We start from the raw sequence: 18380 nt of genomic DNA, 5'->3' as shown, positions 1-18380 counted from the left end.
CTGATTTCAAAATGAGAATTGCTGCGCTTTTTATAGCAATATGGGCTTCAAAGCTGAGAGTTCGCGCCCTTCGGGCACGAACTCTCAGCTTTGAAGCCCGAAAATAGTCCGCCGAAGGCGGGCTATTTTCGGATTGGATTCCAAAATGAGAATGGCTGAGAGAGATGGATGTGGGACGAAGTTCCACATCCATCTCTCTCAGCCAATCGGAAGATACTGTATCAAACATAGAAAAAGATAGCGCAAGTTTAATAGCTGTTGCTATATATAAGAGGCAGATTATTCTGAGGATGGTTTGCTGCCTGAATCATTTTTAAGAAAAACAAACTTTTCATGCATAACACGTTTAAAAAACGCTAGAACTTCTCTCTCATGAGGGCTGTGTTTGCTAGAGTTTAATCCTAAAAGTGAATTCAGTAGGATTTTTTCGTAGTGAATCCCAAACGTTGAAGTACTTTGAATACCAGAAAAAATGCCCCAGTTAAGCCCGTTTTAAACTTATTAAGGGATGAGAACGCTAGCTTGAAAAAGCACGAATTCTATCCCCTCAAGCTGCAGAAGCATGGGCTCAAATCAAAAAAACAGCTTTGAGGGACCCAGCCCTCTGAAATAACACGGGCAATACTCAATATTTATGGCTCCTGGAGACAGTGTGTAGCTCCCGCCTGCCCTATGTACCGCTGAACTCGTCACTTTTCATTACATCGTTAAGGTAAATCGTCCATGGCTAGCATCATTGGCACTGAGCAAACAGATTTTCTGGTCGGTCTTTCCTCGGCTGACCTTATTTTTGGAGAAGATGGCAACGACATTGTTCTGGGTGAGGCCGGAAATGATGTCATGTATGGCAATCTTGGCCGTGACTTGATGCGGGGGGGCGGCGGAAACGACCAGCTTGATGGTGGTGATGGCCTTGACACTATCTATGGCGATGCTGGAAACGACAACATTTTGGGCGGTACAAGCAATGACATTCTCTCGGGCGATGCCGGAAACGATCGCATTGACGGGGGGGCAGGATCTGACCTGATCTATGGGGGGATTGGCACCGACATCCTGGTAGGGGGAGCGGGTCAGGACACATTCGTGCTTGCGCCACGATGGGGCGGAGCGAACCAGAATGCTGCCGACCAAATTCTTGACTTCAGAAACAACACTGACGTCATTCAACTCGCGAGTGGACTGCGCTTCCAATCGCTCATCATCAGTGCGGGAACGGGCAATCTTGCTGGCAGCACGGTTATTCGACTACGGGGGACGGGAGAGTATCTGGCCGTTTTGCGCGGCGTGGCTCCTCGGCTGATTACAGCAACTGATTTTCGTTCGGCAACGTTGCCAGCGCGAGACGTGACTCGGCCCACCTTTGCTAATTTTCAGGTGACTAACATTACTCAGGCGGACGTTGCCACCCAAACTTTTACCATTCAGTATGCTGATGCTAGCGGCATTGATGCTCGTAGCATTAATGACCGTGACATCCTGGTGACAGGGCCAAATGGCTTCCAGCAGCTTGCGAGGGCTACCAACGTTGTGGTCAACAGCCCGACCTCTGTGACGGCCACCTACACATTGGATGCTCCTGGTGGTACCTGGGATGCCAATGAGGATGGCACCTATGAGGTGACATTGCGACGAGGTCAGGTGTTTGATACCCAGGGTAACTACAGTGTCGGAGGCAGTTTAGGGAGCTTTCAGGTAACAGTACCCGCGCCATCTGTGCCCGTTACAATAACGGCTTCTCCCACCAGTAGCCGGGAGGATGGCGGTACACCCATCATTTTTACCCTGACCCGTAGCACCTTTATTCGTGACCCTCTGACCATTAACTTTAGCCTGGGGGGAACGGCGTCTCGTGGCGTTGACTATACGGTCTTAGGCGGCACGATCCGAACAGATGGCACCGGCTCGGTGACGCTTCCGGCAGGAGTGGCGTCGGCGGCGATTACGGTAACCCCGCGCGTTGATAATGTGTCCGAAGAAGATGAGACCGTAATTCTGACCCTGGAGCAGGGAACGGGCTACACCGTTGAAGGGGATGGCGCCGCAACGGGGACGATTGTTGATGATGAGGCCCAGGTGAGTGTGGCGATCGCCCCCGATGCCGTCTTTGAGGATGGGGGTGGAGATCTGGTCTATACCTTCACGCGTACGGGCTTTGTGGGGCGTGAAATCACGGTCAGCTTTACCCTTCAGGGAACGGCGATCGCTGGAGCCACGAATGATTATGAAGTCGTCGCGCCCGACGGCACAACCTTTACCCTGACGGGTACCACGGGTACCATCACCTTTGCAGAAGGCCAGTCAACCCGTGAGCTGCGCATTCGCCCCGTGACCGATCTGCTGCTGGAGCAGGATGAGACTGTTTCGCTGCGGTTGAGCAATGGTACAGGCTATGTGGCGGATACAACTCCAGCCGTCGGTACTATTCGCAACGATGAGAGCGAAGTTGCTGTTGCCGTACAACCCACCAGTGTTCTTGAGGACGGTGGTGTAGGTCTGGTTTATACCTTCACGCGCAGTGGCTTTACTGGCCAGACGGCAACCGTTAACTTCACAGTCGGGGGGACTGCCACGTTTGGGCCTGAGGGTGACTATACTGCCCCGACCAACTCTACAGATGTTACCTTCACCGGCACCTCGGGTACCGTTACCTTTGCGGAGGGTGAGACCACCAAGACGGTAACCCTAACTCCTACGGCTGATAACCTCGTAGAACCTGATGAAACGGTTGTGCTAACTGTTACAGAGGGAAGCTCTTATCTGGTTGGGGGCAACGCGACGGCGACGGGCACGATTACCAATGACGATAGCAGCATCCAGGTGGCGATCACCCCTGAAAGCGTGCTGGAAGATAGCAATGCTCCCCTAACGGTAACCTTTACCCGAGGCGGCTTCCTGAATCGCCCAGTGACGGTGGATTTTAATGTAGGGGGCAGTGCTACGCTCGGCACAGACTACCAGGTGACGGCACCAACAGGTACCACCTATACCTTTAATAGCACCAGTGGCACTGTGACCTTTGCCGCTGGAGTGACCAGCCGGACGCTGACTATCAGGCCCACTCCTAACTCTCAGCCTCAGCCCGATCGCACCATTAGCCTGGAGGTGCAAGAGGGGAATGGCTATGTGGCCGAAACAACAGAGCCTGTAATTGGCACCATCACAGACGATGACGCTAGCATTGCCCTCAGCGTTTCTGACGCCGTTCGGGAGGATAGCGGCGAGGGTATTGTCTACACTTTCACCCGGAGTGGCTTTACGGGGCGTGCTCTGACAGTCACCTTCAGCACCGCCGGTACTGCACTCTTTGGTCAGACTGGAGATTACACCGTTAGCTCCACGGGTCAAACATTTTCCTTTAATGGCACCACGGGTTCCATCACCTTTGCTCCAGGCCAGGAAGCGGCTACCCTGACCTTGTTGCCCACCGCTGACCTGCTGACTATCGAAAACAATGAAACCGTTAACCTGACCCTGACCGCCGGGTCGGGTTATGGCATCACAACCCCGGATGCCGTGATAGGAACGATCCTCAATGACGATGGTGTCGTGACCAACACCAACAACAGTGGAGCCGGCTCGCTGCGACAGGCGATTCTGGCTGCTAACACTGCAGCATCCATTGCCAATCCCACCATTACGTTTGAGGGTCAGGGGGCGGATGGAGAGATCAACTTGGGCTCGGCTTTACCTGCGATCACCCGCAACATGACCATCGACGGCCCCGGCGCGGATAACCTGACAGTGCGCCGTAGCGGTACGACTGAGTTTCGTATCTTCCAGCTCAACAATGGGATTACAGCCACGCTGCGAGGGTTGACGGTCTCCGGTGGACTGCTGAGCAACGGCAATGGCGGTGGCATCTTCAACAACGGGGGCAACCTCACCCTGGAAGGTATGATTATCAGCAACAACGCAGCTAGCCTGGGCGGTGGTATCTACCACAGCAACGGCACCCTGACCTTGCGTAATACAACGGTCTCGAATAATAATGCGACGGCCGTTGGTGGAGCCTCTGGGGGCGGCCTGGGAATTGGGACGGGTACCGTCAACCTGTTTGAAGGGACTCTTTTTGAGAACAACTTTGCCCAAAGCTCTGGAGGCGGCCTCTATAACACCGGAGCAACCGTGAACATCACGGGTACGGCAGATAACCGGGTTATTTTCGCCACCAACAGAACGGATGGCTCTGGCGGCGGTATCTACAATAACCAGGGCACCGTTGAGGTGCGCTTTGCCGATTTCCAGGGCAACCAATCGAGTCTGCGATCGCTTTCAGGCGGTGCAATCTTTAATGGAGTAGGTACACTGCGTGTTGGTAGTTCAATTTTCAACAATGTCCCGAATTTGCCGAATGCGATCACAGGGGCTTACACGACCTTAGACTCCAATAATCCAGGTCTGTAACGTCTCAATCCAGGCTTCACAAATAGAATGGGCGTCGCACTTTGTGCGATGCCCATTTTTCTAACCTGAGTTCGGGTTAAGGGCGTTTTCGAGTGCCGCGCAACGCGCGGCACTCGAAAACGCTTATTTTGGCTTATCTCGAACTGAGGTTTTCTATTTTTGTGAGTTGGAGAAGCTGGTGTAGCCAGCTTCTCCAACTCACAAAAACAGTAGACTTCGTGCAGGAAGTCTATATGCGTTAGAAGGGGACATCATCCCCTTCATCCCCCAGAGACGTTTCGTCGGCCCAGTCATCTCCGGGTAGCTTGCCACCAGGTAACACATCGGCCTCATCCCAACGAATCACCTGGCCGTTGAAGAACGACGCCACGTTATTGGCGGCTCGCACCAGAGGGTCTTCATCCCACCGGGAAGCAATGGGGGGCGGCGCCATGGAGATGGGTTCGGGTTCCAGAGCGGCTGGGCGATCCGGTTCGGGAGTTGCGATAGGGGCAGGAGGTTGGGCGATCGCGGCCACCCGTCCAGCGTTAGGTACGGCTTCTGCAATCACAGCAGGTCGTGGAGGCGAGGGGGTAGCCGGAGCTGGGGGTGTGGGAGCGGAAGTGCTGAGTTTTGCCGTTGTTGTAGGGAGAGTTCCGGGTTGGAGGGGTTCGGCTACCTCTAGTGTGACTCGGACGCGGTGCCCCGCATATTGTTCGAAAGCAGCTTCAATATTGCCGTGGCGGCTAGAGGCAATTTTTAGCAGGGGTGCGGCTTTTACGCCGATGCGGGCTTCCTGCCCACTATAGGCTAGGAGAAAACACTGCTGCCGCAACAAGATTTGAGTGGAGTTGGGTTGCACCAATCCCAGCACCTGCTGCCAGGTTTGTTCCAGATGCAACACTGTAGCAGCCACTTCCACGGGCGTCGGTTCCGGCAACGTCATCGGTACCGGAGCTGCATCGGTTTCTGGCGCCGGGGGTGGGGCTGTCGTTTTAGCGACGGGCGCGGCGGGAGGAGACGCGGCGGCTACCGGACTTGGGCTTGTAGCAGCGGGACGGGCAGTGGGTGCTGGTGCCGGAGCCGCCTGTGCCGCTGGGGCTGGGGCTACGGGAGTCGGTGGTGGAGCCACCCGAGTCGCAGGGATTCCCGCCTGCGCTGCAATGCCAGGTGCCGGGACTGGCGCAACGGTTGCCATCGCCGATGGTAATAACCCCAGCAGGGTTACTTCCAGCCATAACCGTGGTTGGGCACTGTTGCGAATCTGCGCCTCACTGCTCCGGAGGTGTTGCTGCCCTTGCTGTAAGAGGGCGACGGATAGGGTAGAGACAAAGTCCACCATGGCCTTCCACGTTTGCGCGGTGACTGTAACCAGGTCGCCGCGGTCAGGAGCGGTTTTGGCAATTAACAAATCTCGATAAAAGCTTGCCAGGTTTTGCAACACAATGCTCGGTTCACGACCCCGATCCATAAGTTGACGGACCCGATCAATCAGGGCTTCTGGTTGATCCTGGGCGATCGCCCCCATCAGAGCCAGCAAATCCTGCTCGGGCACCGCCCCCACCAGATCCCAAACCCGCTCAGGGGTAATCTCCCCATCCAGCAGACTGAGCTGATCCAGCGAACTTTCAGCATCCCGCAAGCCTCCCTGGGACAACTGCGCCACTAACTGAATGGCGTCGTCCGTAATGGGAATGCCTTCTTTTTGAGCGATTGTTCCCAAATGCGCCACCATCGCTTCCAGGGGAATGCGACGAAAATCAAATCGCTGACACCGAGAAATAATGGTTGCTAAAACCCGTTGGGGGTCCGTGGTTGCTAACACAAACACAACCTGATTAGGCGGTTCTTCCAATGTTTTCAGTAATGCGTTGAATGCCGCATTACTGAGCATATGAACCTCGTCGATTACATATACTTTGTAACGACACTGAACGGGGGCAAATTGCGCTCGTTCAATCAGTTCGCGGATGTTATCAACCCCGGTGTTGCTAGCGGCATCGATCTCGATGACATCCAGGGCAGAGCCGAGGGCGATCGCCCGGCACACCTCACATTTTCCACAGGGAGATGGCGTGGGGGCGTCTGAGCTGAGGCAGTTCAGCGACTTAGCAAAAATGCGAGCACTGGAGGTTTTCCCTGTTCCCCGGGCTCCGGTGAATAGATAGGCAGGTGCGATCCGCCGCTGCCGCAGAGCGTTGCTGAGGGTGGTGGCGATCGCTTCCTGGCCTACCAGTTCCCGAAAGGTCTGGGGACGATATTTGTGGTGCAGCGGCTCGTAGGACATAGGGCGAACAAAAGAACCTATATCCAGGGTAAGCGATCGCCTCCCCTCTCCGCAGGAAAACTACAGCCCCATTTGGTTTCGCTCTGGCAAAACTAAACAAAGCAAGGAGTTTATCTCTTGCTCCGAAATCCTTTAGAGAAATTAACACCCAACGATAATACAAGCTCCCAACGATTCCCAGGTTTGAGGCCCAACAATGCCATCAACCAACATGTAGGGATTATGGTCGTTGCCTCGCTCTTGATAGGTCATCACAGCGGCTTCTGTCTTAGCGCCAAAGAACCCATCAACTTGAAGTTTGAAGTTATAACCGTTCAGAAGCCGTTGGAGAACTTTGATATTTTCATCGGCTCTTTTTTGTTGGTCATTGCGGCGCAGAATTGGCAGTTGGTGGCAGAGAATTTCTGGGCGGGTATTGGGGGCAGATGCTTGCATGATAGATGTCCTTCTTGTGATTCGGAGAAGCGTTGTTGCTTGCTTCCTTAGTTACGGCTTGCACCCATCGGTTTCCCAAAAAATGAATGAAGAGTACCCTTTTCAGGTACCTACCGCACCGAGTAAATAGCCTCTTAATTGTGTGTAGTACTACACGCTTGAAGTGGCAGAGTTCTTTGTGAAAAACGTTGTGCACGTGGCTTGTCACAAATAACCTTGCTTGCTAGATTGTGTCAGGCTATATATAGCGCACAAAATCAAAGATTTACAAAACTATCCACATGGATACGAATATCTAGGTTGCATTCCACTTTTGTAACATCAGTTCGGACAGTTTTTGTGAAACCCTTGATTTTGCGTGCGCTTCACGCGCGCAAAATCAAGGGTTTCACAAAAACTGTCCAGAATATTTTGTAAGTGAAGCGGGCGAAGCCCGCTTCACTTACAACAGTGAGTTTCCAAATTTGCAAAAGTGGAATGTACCCAATATCTATCTTCTGAACTATGGAGAAAGTTTAAGAAACTTAAGAAACTAGGTAGAAGAAATTCCTCCTACTTTGAAATAACACTATGGTTCAAACCTGGTTGTGGACTGGAGTCATTAGCATGGCGCTTGGCTCCGTGCTGTTTGGATTTGGGGCTGCCCAAGCTCAAAGTGAACGCTGGAAAATCCTATTTATCCTGAACTTTTTTATTTGCGTAATTGCTGCTGGGCTTTATCTAGCAATGGCAATGGGGCAAGGGCAAAGCGAGGTTTATGGTCGTCCGACCTTCTGGGTTCGCTATGTCACCTGGTTTATGTCGACGCCTTTATTACTGTTAGATTTAGCCTTTTTAGGCCGCAGTACGGTTGCTGTTACGGGTAGCTTGCTGGGGGCAAATACCTACATGATTCTGACGGGTTTTGCTGCCACAATGTCACCCAAACCAATCAACTATGTTTGGTATGTTGTGAGTTGTGCAGCGTTTTTAGCAACACTTTATCTACTGGTAAAACCCTACCGTATTGAGGCTGAACGTAAACATCCTCGTTCTCGTAAGGTTTTTCGTAAGCTCTTGAGTGTGCATGTCATTTTGTGGACGCTTTATCCGGTCGTCTGGATTTTGAGTAGCACAGGGTTGAGTATTCTCAGCCAGGGCTATGAAACAATGGGATATACGCTATTGGATATTGCATCGAAAGTTGGTTTTGGACTGCTCTCCCTGAATAGTTTGAAGCAAATTGAACAGGCAGGAGAGAGACAACCAACACGAGAATTTGAAACGTCAGCTATTTGATAAGACTGTCTCCGTGGTGAATGGCGATCGCCCAATCGATCGCCAACCCCAATTCACATCTTAAATTGGATACGATACGCAATTGCTCGGTTCCGAGAAACAATCGAACACACAGGCGAGATCCTGCGGTGCAATTCCAACTCCCCTATCTTTGAGAGGAAGGTGGATACGCTGCACTCTTGCCTCAGCAGTGATGGGTACGGAACCCTGGGACCGTTGTATTTCAAGTCGAAATTGTGGAGTCGCCAGGTGTCGCGATAAAAAGATCGCCTTCTAGTTGGTACAAAATCTGAGTAATTTTTTCGTGCGTCATCCGCACGAAAAAATTAGTTTCTTCTGTCCGTTTGAGTGATCCAGCGGCTATTCGTCCGGTTGGTTTTGTGCAGGTACCATTCCCGTTTTAATGGAGAGGGTTTGCTCTTGGCCATTGCGGTTCAGTATCATTTGCAGGTTGCTACCTACTCCACTGGATTCGACAATTTGTTGGATCTGCGCTCCGTCTGTCACCTCTTGACCATTGACTTTGTGGATGACATCTCCCGATCGCAGCCCTGCTTGTTCTGCTGGAGAATTGGGCATGACTTTTGCGACTAGCACTCCCTGCTCGTCATTCACACTGAGTCCGCTGTTAGGGTTGTTGTTAATTTCCTGCTTCATCTGGGGCGATAGCGTAATCATCTGGACACCCAGATAGGCATGTTCTACCTTGCCATGATCAGCCAACTGGTCGGCAATGCGGCTGACCGTGTTGATCGGAATGGCGAACCCAATTCCTTGAGCATCCTGAATGATAGCGGTGTTCATCCCAATTACTTCACCCTTCTGGTTGAGCAACGGTCCACCTGAGTTACCCGGATTGATTGCTGTGTCTGTTTGGATGTAGTTGACCCGTTCGTTTGGTATCCCCACCTGGCCGCTGGAACGACCTGTGGCGCTGATGATGCCCATGGTGACGGTGTTATCCAGTCCCAGAGGGTTGCCAATGGCGATCGCCCAATCCCCCGGTTGCAGCGCATCGGAGTTACTGAACTTGAGGGTAGGCAAGTTATTCGCCTTAATTTGAACAACGGCAACATCCGTTACCGGGTCAGCCCCTAGCACTTTGCCTTCAAAGGTGCGGCCGTCCTTCAACGTCACCTGTACGGTATCGGCTCCCTCGACCACATGGGCATTCGTGATAATTCGCCCATCCGATGTTTCGATAAACCCAGAGCCCACACCGCGCTCAATTTGTTGCGAAGGTGGGGTTGGCATCTGGCGACCGAAGAACTGTTGAAATAGAGGGTTGTTAAATACTTCGGGCTGAGAGGTTTTGACGGTACGGGCCGCATCAATCCGAACAACCGCAGGACCGACCTCCTGCACCACATTGGCAATAAAATTAGAAGGGGGGAGTGCAGGTGCGGAAGTTAAGGATGTCGTAGAGACTGGTTCTTGGACGATTGTATTCGATGAACGATGAGTGCTGAAATAAGAAGTTGCATAATGGCCGGTTGTTGCGATTCCGGCTCCTAATAGAATGAGGCCAATTGCCCTACCCATTCGTCCCGGAGAAAACCGTGAAATGCGCTGCAATTGATGGGTTTTGGTATCAAGTTGAAATTCAGGTTGAAGAGACTTGTCATTATCAGATTGTCCTGTTTGCATAGGAAATATCCTCCCGTTTCAAGGGAGTATGAACGGTTGAATTACAGCCTGATGAAATGCTTAAAAGGTCAATTTTTTATGGATTTTAACCCCGAAAAATCAAGCCCTTTTGAAACATTTGAAATATCCCTGTAAGAGAGTGGAGGAGTGACTGATATATTTACAGTAGTTTGTCTGTATGTCGGTCTTATGACAAGTTAGTGGCAAGTCTGTGAATTCTTTTTTGATCAGAATTTCGTACTGATTAAATTGACATCATGCTTAAAGGATTGATTTTTTATAGAGGTTGTATCTAGAAAATGAATTCTTTAAACATGCCTAGTGACGTACACAAAGTCCCACTTCTATTCTTGCAAATACATCATGCATTCCTGGCGGCAAAGGTTTCAGCACTATGCGCACTGGTTTCCAGTAATTCTTGGTTTTGGCCTATTTGGGATATCTTTATGGGCTATTCGCCAACAATTACGGCAACATACTCCTGAAGAAATTTGGAGCAGCGTGCAGGCAATTCCGATTGGATTGGTGGGGGTGGCGATCGCCCTTACTCTCCTCAATTATTGGACGCTAACAGGATACGACACTTTGGCGGCAATCTATATTCGGCAACCATTGCCCTATCGAAAGACAGCGTTGGCTGCTGTTACGAGCTATGCCATCAGTAACACCATTGGTCTAGCGCTGTTAAGTGGCAGTGCGATTCGGTACCGTTTTTACGCGGCCTGGCAAATTCCTGCGACTAAGATTGCTCAGATTATTGCTTTTTGCAATATCAGTTTTTGGCTTGGGCTATTTTCGGTGGGTGGCATTCTCTTTGTTATTGAGCCCATTGAAATTCCAGCCCTACTGGATTTACCTGTTTCGTCGGTTCATCCGATTGGCGTTTTATTTCTAATTGTGATTACGGCTTATTTGATCTGGAGTGTGATCAGTGCGCGCTCCCTACAAATTGCCGGGTGGACAATACCGCACCTCCCGATTCAACTCTCGTTGGCCCAGATTGTCATTACATCTTTAGATTGGGCGTTGGCCGCCGCTGTGCTTTACACCCTGTTGCCGTCTGCTTCCCCTCTCTCTTATCCAGGCTTTTTTGGGATTTATCTGCTAGCGCAATTGGCAGGCATCATTAGTAATGTGCCTGGCGGTCTGGGTGTGTTTGAAAGCGTCATGCTAGCTCTGATTTCTCCCCCAGTAGCCACGAATGAGTTATTTAGTGCTTTACTGGCTTACCGAGCTATTTATTATTTTCTTCCCTTCAGCGTTGCGATACTGATGTTAGGAGCTTATGAGTTACGTCAGCGATATCGTCATCACTTTCGTAGCAAGTGATATGCATTACTCTGTTCAGCTTTGCTGAACCCCTTAATTGGGCCATAGGAGATTTCTGGGAAACAATATCCCCATTATTTGGGAAAAAGGCGCGGCGAAGCCGCGCCTTTTTCCCAAATAATGGGGAAGTTCTTATCTGGAAATCTCCATATTTGGGGCTTAGCCCATGGGCTCAAAGGATTTCACGTCTAACACGGGGCCAACCATCGCCATCGTCATGACATCCTTTCGCACCTCGCCATTAACTCTGACCTTTTGTCCTTCTACAAGCAAGCCATCGGGTGCACCTTTGTGAATTTCGTAGGTTTGACCATCGGTTACTAATGTCCAGGTGCCCATGCCCATCAAGGACTTCTTGACTGTGCCTTCGGCCTGTAAGCTCATGATTCATACCTCCGAGTTGCTGAAGTAGGTTGTTGGCGTATAAAACTGACGGTTTCGTCCTCCAACAACCTACTCTGTGTTCTAAGCGCGTAGGGCTAGATGAGATTATGCGTTTGAGTGAGCAGCTGCTTTTGCAGCCAGGGTTGCAATTCCAAAGCAGAGAATTGCATTGACGAAGAGGAACATGCGGGCGATCGCCCCACTTCCCAACAGCATCATCCCCGGATCAATCAGAGCGCTGATGCTCAGACACGAGGCTACCCCCAACCCGGCTCCCACCGCAAACCACTTAAGAGAGGGATGCCCCAATAGTAAGGCCACCAGAACTAGCGGAATCAATAGACTGGCCGTGAATGGATTGAGCATGGGGCTGGCCTGTAAAGCACTGCCCAACTCAGGAAGGGAACTTCCTAGCACTCGGAAGGGAGCCTGCGGTAGGTCAAACACATACAATCCCCGCAGAAAGAACAGCCCAGAACTGCCCAACACCAGGCCACTGGAAAGGGAGAAGCTAAACCAGGGAAGGTAATTCCGCAGGAGCCAAGCAAACAAGTAAGAACCAATGACCATGCCCAGCTTCGGTGGCAAAGCTACAGCTCCGCCATCCAGCCAGAAGCGTAGATTGAGATAGCCATTTTCCTTGAGCCAGCGGAAGAAGTCTCGGGGCGTGATCTGGCCCTTGAGTGCCAGCTTCACAGCTGCGTCGGCATCGAGTTGGCCGGCACCAAAATGGTTGAGTTGGTCGTCGCTGATCACGCGGGCAGATTGTTTGAGAATGTCGGCGATCGCATCCGGCTCCTCAATACCCACAGACTTCACCAGGGCTGCAACTGCGGCTACATGAGGAGCCGCCATGCTAGTTCCTTGCAGGGACAGGTAAACGGGTTCGCCAGTTTCCGGGTTAATCGTATTTTGCAGAATGCCGCCACTCAGGTCATCCTCCTTCAACACGCCACCAGGTGCGGAAATATCCACCCCGGCTCCGAAGTTGGAATAAGGAGTCTTCGATCCACTGGAGTCTAGTGCTGAAACTGCAATGACATGGGGGTAACGGGCTGGGTAATCGGCGGAATTTGCTGCAGCATTACCCGCAGCGGCGATAATCACAACCCCCTTATCGTGGGCATAGGCGATCGCCTCCTGCAACACATCGGCATCCCCACCGCCACCCAGGCTCATATTAATGACATCCGCACCATGGTCTGCCGCAAACCGAATCGCTTCAGCAATGTCGGCTACCGTGCCACCACCGCCCTGGCCCAGCACTTTTAGAGGCATCAATGCGGCTTCGTAGGCAATGCCAGCCACCCCAAGATTGTTGTTCGTCGATTGAGCAATGGTTCCAGCAACGTGGGTGCCGTGGCCGTTGTCATCGGTTGCCTCCTCCTGGTCATTCACGAAGTCGTAACCCGCCACGAACTGGGTCTGCTCCATATCAGGTACGCGGCTGATGCCCGTGTCAATCACAGCGACAGTTGTGCCACGGCCCTTGGTTTCATCCCAGGCCGGTTCGATGTTGATGCTACGGAAGTTCCACTGTTTGGGATAGTCAGGGTCGTTGGGTGCTCCTAATGCTTGATAGACGTAGTTTGGGCTAATGGATTCCGTGAGAGATTTGAGGGGCGATCGCCGCAGAGCCCGCAATGTCTCCGCATCCCCTTCCACAATGTAAAGATGATCGGCTTCAGAAAAAATGCTGTTGGGATGGGGGGTGATGTGAAATTGGTGGGCGATCGCCCCCAACTCCTGCTCCAATTCCCCAGCCGATAAATCCTCCCGAAAGTCCAACACAATGGACTCATAGGTGCCCCGATTGGCCAATCCCGAAAAACTACCCAGGGCCACCAGCAGCCCCACACAAAACAAGAAGGTGAGAAATACTTTTTTCATGGGGCAATTCCTGAGAGGGTAGTAGGGCTTAGCGCCTAACCGTAGAGTTTCCTCTCACCATAGCCCATAGTTCTACCGATCGGCAGAAGATAAATATTACTTTTGAGTGTTATTAAACTTCGCCCAAAACCCAGGACGTCAATAGCGGTGCAAAGCCATTGCTAACAACACCCTGGGTTTAAAGATTTTGCTACATACAGAAACACACCACCCAAACCTGATCCAAACCCCACAGATGCGAAGCGGCCTAACAACACCTCTGCAAAACCTCCTTGGCCAAGGGGGTCTGGGGGACGGGCCAGTCCGTCCCCCAGACGAGGGGTTTGGGGAGCGACGCGTCCCCAAGCAAGACTTACATCAACGAAAAGAGAGCTTAAAAGGCCCCAACGGTAGTGCCACAGATTTAGCTGCCTTCTTCAAAATCTGCTCAGTACTGGGCAGATTAACAAAACGAACAGCCTCTGCCGACGTCAACGTAATCTGATCGGAAGGGGGACACCCTTCAGCAGCCAGCAGCAGTAGCCGAAACCGATAGGTGTCGGTTCGATTAAAAGGTTGCAGGTTGATATCAACTTGTGACTGGGGTTGCTCAAAAGTAAGTGGAGTCAGTGTTTTGACCAGACGATGGCGATCGGGAGATTGAGCTTCAATGTAGACCATAGTTGCCTGGGATGGCAGATTAATTCCGAATTCGAAGTTATCAAAATTGTGAGGTGATTCATTCGTCATTTCGACCTGAACCACATGTAAGTCGGAATAGGGGTAAGACTGCTTTCCGTTGGAAAAGGTAAGTTGCGATCGCAGCTCTTCTGCCCCATACAGCGCGTCAAACTTGGGCAGAATATCGATCCGTTGCGCGATCGTAAATCTGTAATTGAAGTGAGGCGTGATAACGGCATAGAGAAATGCCCCAATACCGCCACTAACAAGGGCTACGACAATAAAGGGGAGAAAGTACCAGAGAGATTCCGGCATTGTAAGAGAGAAGGCGAAGCGTTTTATGGAAGATGGGCGATCGCCCACCCTACTTAAGCCAGGGTAAAAAATCCATGCATGAAGTGCATCTTTCACATGTTGGATAATCCCAGCTCAGGGTGATATGGCATACGGAATAGAAGCTCTTGCATCAAAAAAAGCACCCCTAAATGGGGTGCTTTTTTTGATGAATTAGGAAGCAGCTGCTTCCTAATTACTTGTGTTACTTGCTTTCCGAGAACTCAGCGTCGATCACATCATCTTCGCCAGAGGAGCTAGATCCATCTGCCGAACCATTGGGACTGGGGCCGTTACCCATGTCTTCGGGAGCGCCACCTGCACCTTGGTAGAGGTTGCTACCCACGGTGTAGAGGGTTTGTTGCAGCTCACCCATGAGGGATTTGATGCGGTCGAAGTCTTCCTGGGCGATCGCATCCCGCAGATCCTTGGTCATGCTCTCGATCTTGGCTTTATCATCAGCGGGCACCTTGTCACCCAACTCGCTGATTTGCTTCTCAGCCTGGTAAGCCAGAGAGTCAGCCTGGTTCTTCACGTCGATGCGCTCACGACGCTCCTGGTCAGCAGCCGCATTTTGCTCGGCTTCCTGTACCATCTGTTCCACAACATCCTTAGGCAGGGTCGAAGCACCCGTGATGCTGATGGACTGCTCTTTACCCGTACCTTTGTCACGGGCACGAACGTTGAGGATACCGTTGGCGTCGATGTCAAAGGTTACTTCGATTTGAGGTACGCCACGGGGAGCGGGAGGAATCCCATCCAGGCGGAAGGTTCCAAGGCTCTTGTTGTCGTTCGACATTTGGCGCTCACCCTGCAGAACGTGGATTTCCACGTTGGTCTGGCCATCAGCCGCCGTAGAGAAGACTTCCGACTTCTTGGTGGGGATGGTGGTGTTACGAGGGATGATGGCTGTCATCACGCCACCCAGGGTTTCCACACCCAGGGACAGCGGAGTGACGTCAAGCAGCAGGATGTCTTTCACTTCACCCGCCAGTACACCCGCCTGAATTGCAGCACCTACGGCTACAACTTCATCAGGGTTTACGGTCTGGTTGGGAGACTTGTCCAGAATGCGCTTGACCAAATCTTGAATCGCAGGAATGCGGGTTGAACCACCCACCATTACCACTTCGTCAATATCGGTTTTGCTGAGCTTAGCGTCACGCAGCGCATTCTCAACGGGGATGCGGCAGCGATCGATCAGGTCAGAGCATAGCTCCTCGAACTTGGCTCGAGTCAGGGTGGTATCCAGGTGCTTTGGCCCATCCTGAGTTGCCGTGATAAAGGGCAGGTTGATTTCTGCCTGAGTCACGCTGGACAGCTCAATCTTGGCTTTCTCCGCAGCTTCCGTCAGACGCTGGAGGGCTTGCTTGTCCTTGCGCAGGTCAATTCCTTCTTGGGATCTGAAGGACTCGGCCAGGTAATCCACGATCTTCTTGTCGAAGTCATCACCACCCAGGTGAGTATCCCCAGAGGTGGCCATTACTTCAAACACGCCTTCGCCCACTTCCAGAATGGATACGTCGAACGTACCGCCCCCTAAGTCAAAAACCAGGACGGTTTCGTTGTTTTTCTTATCCATCCCGTAGGCCAGGGATGCAGCAGTGGGCTCGTTGATAATCCGCAGTACTTCAATCCCGGCAATCTTACCGGCGTCTTTGGTAGCCTGACGCTGGGAGTCGTTGAAGTAAGCAGGAACCGTGATAACGGCCTGAGTTACGGTTTCGCCCAGGTACTTGCTGGCATCTTCGACCAGCTTGCGCAGCACCTGTGCCGAGATTTCTTCAGGGGCGAATTGCTTGCCTTCGGCGGTGCAATCCAGCTTAACGTTGCCATTGACGTTCAGCACCTTGTAAGGAACTTCCGTGGTTTCATGGGTCACTTCGTCGAAGCGGCGACCAATGAAGCGCTTAACGGAATAGAAGGTATTTTCGGGGTTGATTACAGATTGCCGCTTGGCGATCTGCCCGACCCGACGTTCCTTGGTCTTGGGGTCGAAGGCAACAACCGAGGGAGTGGTGCGAAAACCTTCTGCGTTAGCGATGACGGTGGGCTTACCCCCCTCCATCACGGCGACGCAGGAGTTCGTGGTTCCCAGGTCAATTCCTACAACTTTGGCCATAGTGAATGGTGCTCCGGTTTCTGTGGTCTATGTGGATTTGGGTTCGTCCAAATACTTTGGAAGTTGCACCGCCCTCGGAACGGGTCGAGCGATCGCAAGAAGCCGCAACTTAATTCTTTCTATATACTGTGTGCGTTTGCGCTCAACGATGAAGGCGTATTTACCGAACAACCAAAGGGACGGTTGAATAAGGGGGCAAACTAGGGTACGACTCAAGCGGCCTTGAATCTGCCGTCAACTTTTTAAGTCTACGCACTCTTTACCCCGTTACCTGGTGGGGAACCGTATAGGAATGGGTAGGGGTTGCCGCCAGAAGTTTATGAGATTGGATCAGTAGCAGGCTACAGCAACTCTCATTAATTCTCATTTTGAAATCAGGCCCGAGAACCGCGCGCCAATGGCGCGCGGTTCTCGGGCATCAAAGCCAAGAGTTCACGCCCGTAGGGCGTGAACTCTTGGCTTTGATGCCCATACTGAGAATTGCTGAATAGGCTACTCATCTAACCACCGGCCCTCAACAAAGCAGTAGAATCGTAAAGCCACTCACAAGCGATCGCCCACACTATGGTTACGCTCTCTCCCGTACTGAAAGCCCGTCTGGCTGGCCCATTGAACATTGGTTCTGTGCAGCTTCAAAGCCGGGTACTGCAATCGCCGTTGTCGGGAGTGACGGATCTGGTGTTTCGACGGTTAGTGCGACGGTATGCACCCGACTCGATGATGTATACCGAGATGGTGAACGCGACGGGGCTGCACTACGTCAAGCAGTTGCCAATTTTGATGGAGATTGATCCGGGTGAGCGGCCTATCAGTATTCAGCTATTCGATTGTCGGCCTGATTTTTTGGCAGAAGCGGCACAGAAGGCCGTAGGGGAAGGGGCCGATACCGTGGATCTAAACATGGGCTGCCCAGTCAACAAGATTACCAAGAACGGGGGTGGCTCCTCCTTGCTACGCCAGCCGGAGCTGGCAGCAGAAATCGTGCGTTCCGTTGTGGCAGCGGTCGATGTGCCTGTGACGGTTAAAACCCGGATTGGCTGGTGCGATAGCGAAATTAACGCGGTTGAATTTGCCAAGCGTATGGAAGACGCCGGGGCAAAAATGCTCACGCTCCATGGTCGTACCCGTGCCCAGGGCTACAACGGCCCGGCGCGATGGGAGTGGATTGCTCGGGTAAAAGAAGTTCTTTCCATTCCGGTGATTGCCAATGGCGATATTTTCTCGGTGGAAGCGGCTGTGAATTGCCTGGAGCAGACTGGGGCAGATGGGGTGATGTGTGCCCGAGGGACGCTGGGCTATCCCTTCCTGGTGGGCGAAATTGACCACTTCCTGAAGACTGGAGAGGAGCGAGTCCCTCCCACCCCTGTAGAAAAGCTGCAATGTGCCCGCGATCACCTGCAAATGTTGTGGGAGTACAAGGGAATACGGGGCATTCGACAGGCGCGCAAGCATATGACCTGGTATGCCAAAGGTTTTCCGAATGCGGCAGATTTGCGGGGGCGGTTGGCCGTGATGGAGTCTCTGGAGCAGGGATTGGAGTTGTTGGATGGGGCGATCGCCTACCTCAGCACCTACTCCTGGCCTGAATCGGACAGCACTCCCGACATCCGCGAACTCGCTCAGGTGTAA

11 protein-coding genes are annotated in these 18380 nt (G+C 52.1%); 4 read left to right on the top strand and 7 right to left on the bottom strand.

The window, feature by feature from the left end; genetic code table 11:
* Positions 1-723: 723 nt before the first annotated feature.
* Entirely contained in the window at positions 724-4407 is a 3684-nt protein-coding gene (locus tag H6F91_RS18530; RefSeq protein WP_190771776.1) for a Calx-beta domain-containing protein, read from the top strand.
* 238 nt (positions 4408-4645) lie between these two features.
* Here H6F91_RS18530 and H6F91_RS18525 read toward each other — a convergent pair whose 3' ends face one another.
* Complete coding sequence (locus H6F91_RS18525; RefSeq protein WP_190771775.1) at positions 4646-6673, bottom strand: DNA polymerase III subunit gamma/tau; 2028 nt, start codon at positions 6671-6673, stop codon at positions 4646-4648.
* A gap of 141 nt (positions 6674-6814) precedes the next feature.
* Positions 6815-7108: a peptidoglycan-binding domain-containing protein gene (locus H6F91_RS18520; RefSeq protein WP_190771774.1), complete on the bottom strand. Its 294-nt coding sequence runs from the start codon at positions 7106-7108 to the stop codon at positions 6815-6817.
* Between the two features lie 570 nt (positions 7109-7678).
* On the opposite strand from H6F91_RS18520, the gene H6F91_RS18515 reads away from it, so the two are divergent.
* Complete coding sequence (locus tag H6F91_RS18515) at positions 7679-8386, top strand: microbial rhodopsin family protein (RefSeq protein ID WP_190771773.1); 708 nt, start codon at positions 7679-7681, stop codon at positions 8384-8386.
* Positions 8387-8746: 360 nt separating this feature from the next.
* On the opposite strand, the gene H6F91_RS18510 is transcribed toward H6F91_RS18515, so the two are convergent.
* On the bottom strand, positions 8747-10033 hold the full coding sequence (locus H6F91_RS18510) for an HhoA/HhoB/HtrA family serine endopeptidase (protein WP_190771772.1): 1287 nt from the start codon (positions 10031-10033) through the stop codon (positions 8747-8749).
* 363 nt (positions 10034-10396) lie between these two features.
* Between H6F91_RS18510 and H6F91_RS18505 the strand changes: the two genes are divergently transcribed.
* Complete coding sequence (locus H6F91_RS18505; protein WP_190771771.1) at positions 10397-11362, top strand: lysylphosphatidylglycerol synthase domain-containing protein; 966 nt, start codon at positions 10397-10399, stop codon at positions 11360-11362.
* 159 nt (positions 11363-11521) lie between these two features.
* On the opposite strand, the gene H6F91_RS18500 is transcribed toward H6F91_RS18505, so the two are convergent.
* The 4 genes from H6F91_RS18500 to dnaK form a co-directional block, all read right to left on the bottom strand.
* Positions 11522-11746, bottom strand: coding sequence for a hypothetical protein (locus tag H6F91_RS18500; RefSeq protein ID WP_190771770.1), 225 nt, complete (start codon positions 11744-11746; stop codon positions 11522-11524).
* Positions 11747-11851: 105 nt separating this feature from the next.
* The gene (locus H6F91_RS18495) at positions 11852-13636 is read right to left on the bottom strand and encodes a S8 family peptidase (protein WP_190789424.1); all 1785 of its coding nucleotides are present in this window, start codon (positions 13634-13636) and stop codon (positions 11852-11854) included.
* Between the two features lie 357 nt (positions 13637-13993).
* Entirely contained in the window at positions 13994-14707 is a 714-nt protein-coding gene (locus H6F91_RS18490) for a hypothetical protein (protein ID WP_206754950.1), read from the bottom strand.
* 127 nt (positions 14708-14834) lie between these two features.
* Positions 14835-16751 (bottom strand): molecular chaperone DnaK, encoded by a 1917-nt coding sequence (gene dnaK, locus H6F91_RS18485; protein WP_190771767.1) that lies wholly within the window; start codon positions 16749-16751, stop codon positions 14835-14837.
* A 564-nt stretch (positions 16752-17315) separates the two neighbouring features.
* Between dnaK and dusB the strand changes: the two genes are divergently transcribed.
* On the top strand, positions 17316-18380 hold the full coding sequence (gene dusB / locus H6F91_RS18480; protein ID WP_190771766.1) for a tRNA dihydrouridine synthase DusB: 1065 nt from the start codon (positions 17316-17318) through the stop codon (positions 18378-18380).

It is taken from the genome of Leptolyngbya sp. FACHB-8 (assembly GCF_014695575.1).
In the GTDB taxonomy this organism is placed as follows: Bacteria; Cyanobacteriota; Cyanobacteriia; order Elainellales; family Elainellaceae; genus Vacuolonema.
Note: the sequence above shows the minus strand (reverse complement) of the source record. Positions and strands in the feature narration are given on the sequence as shown.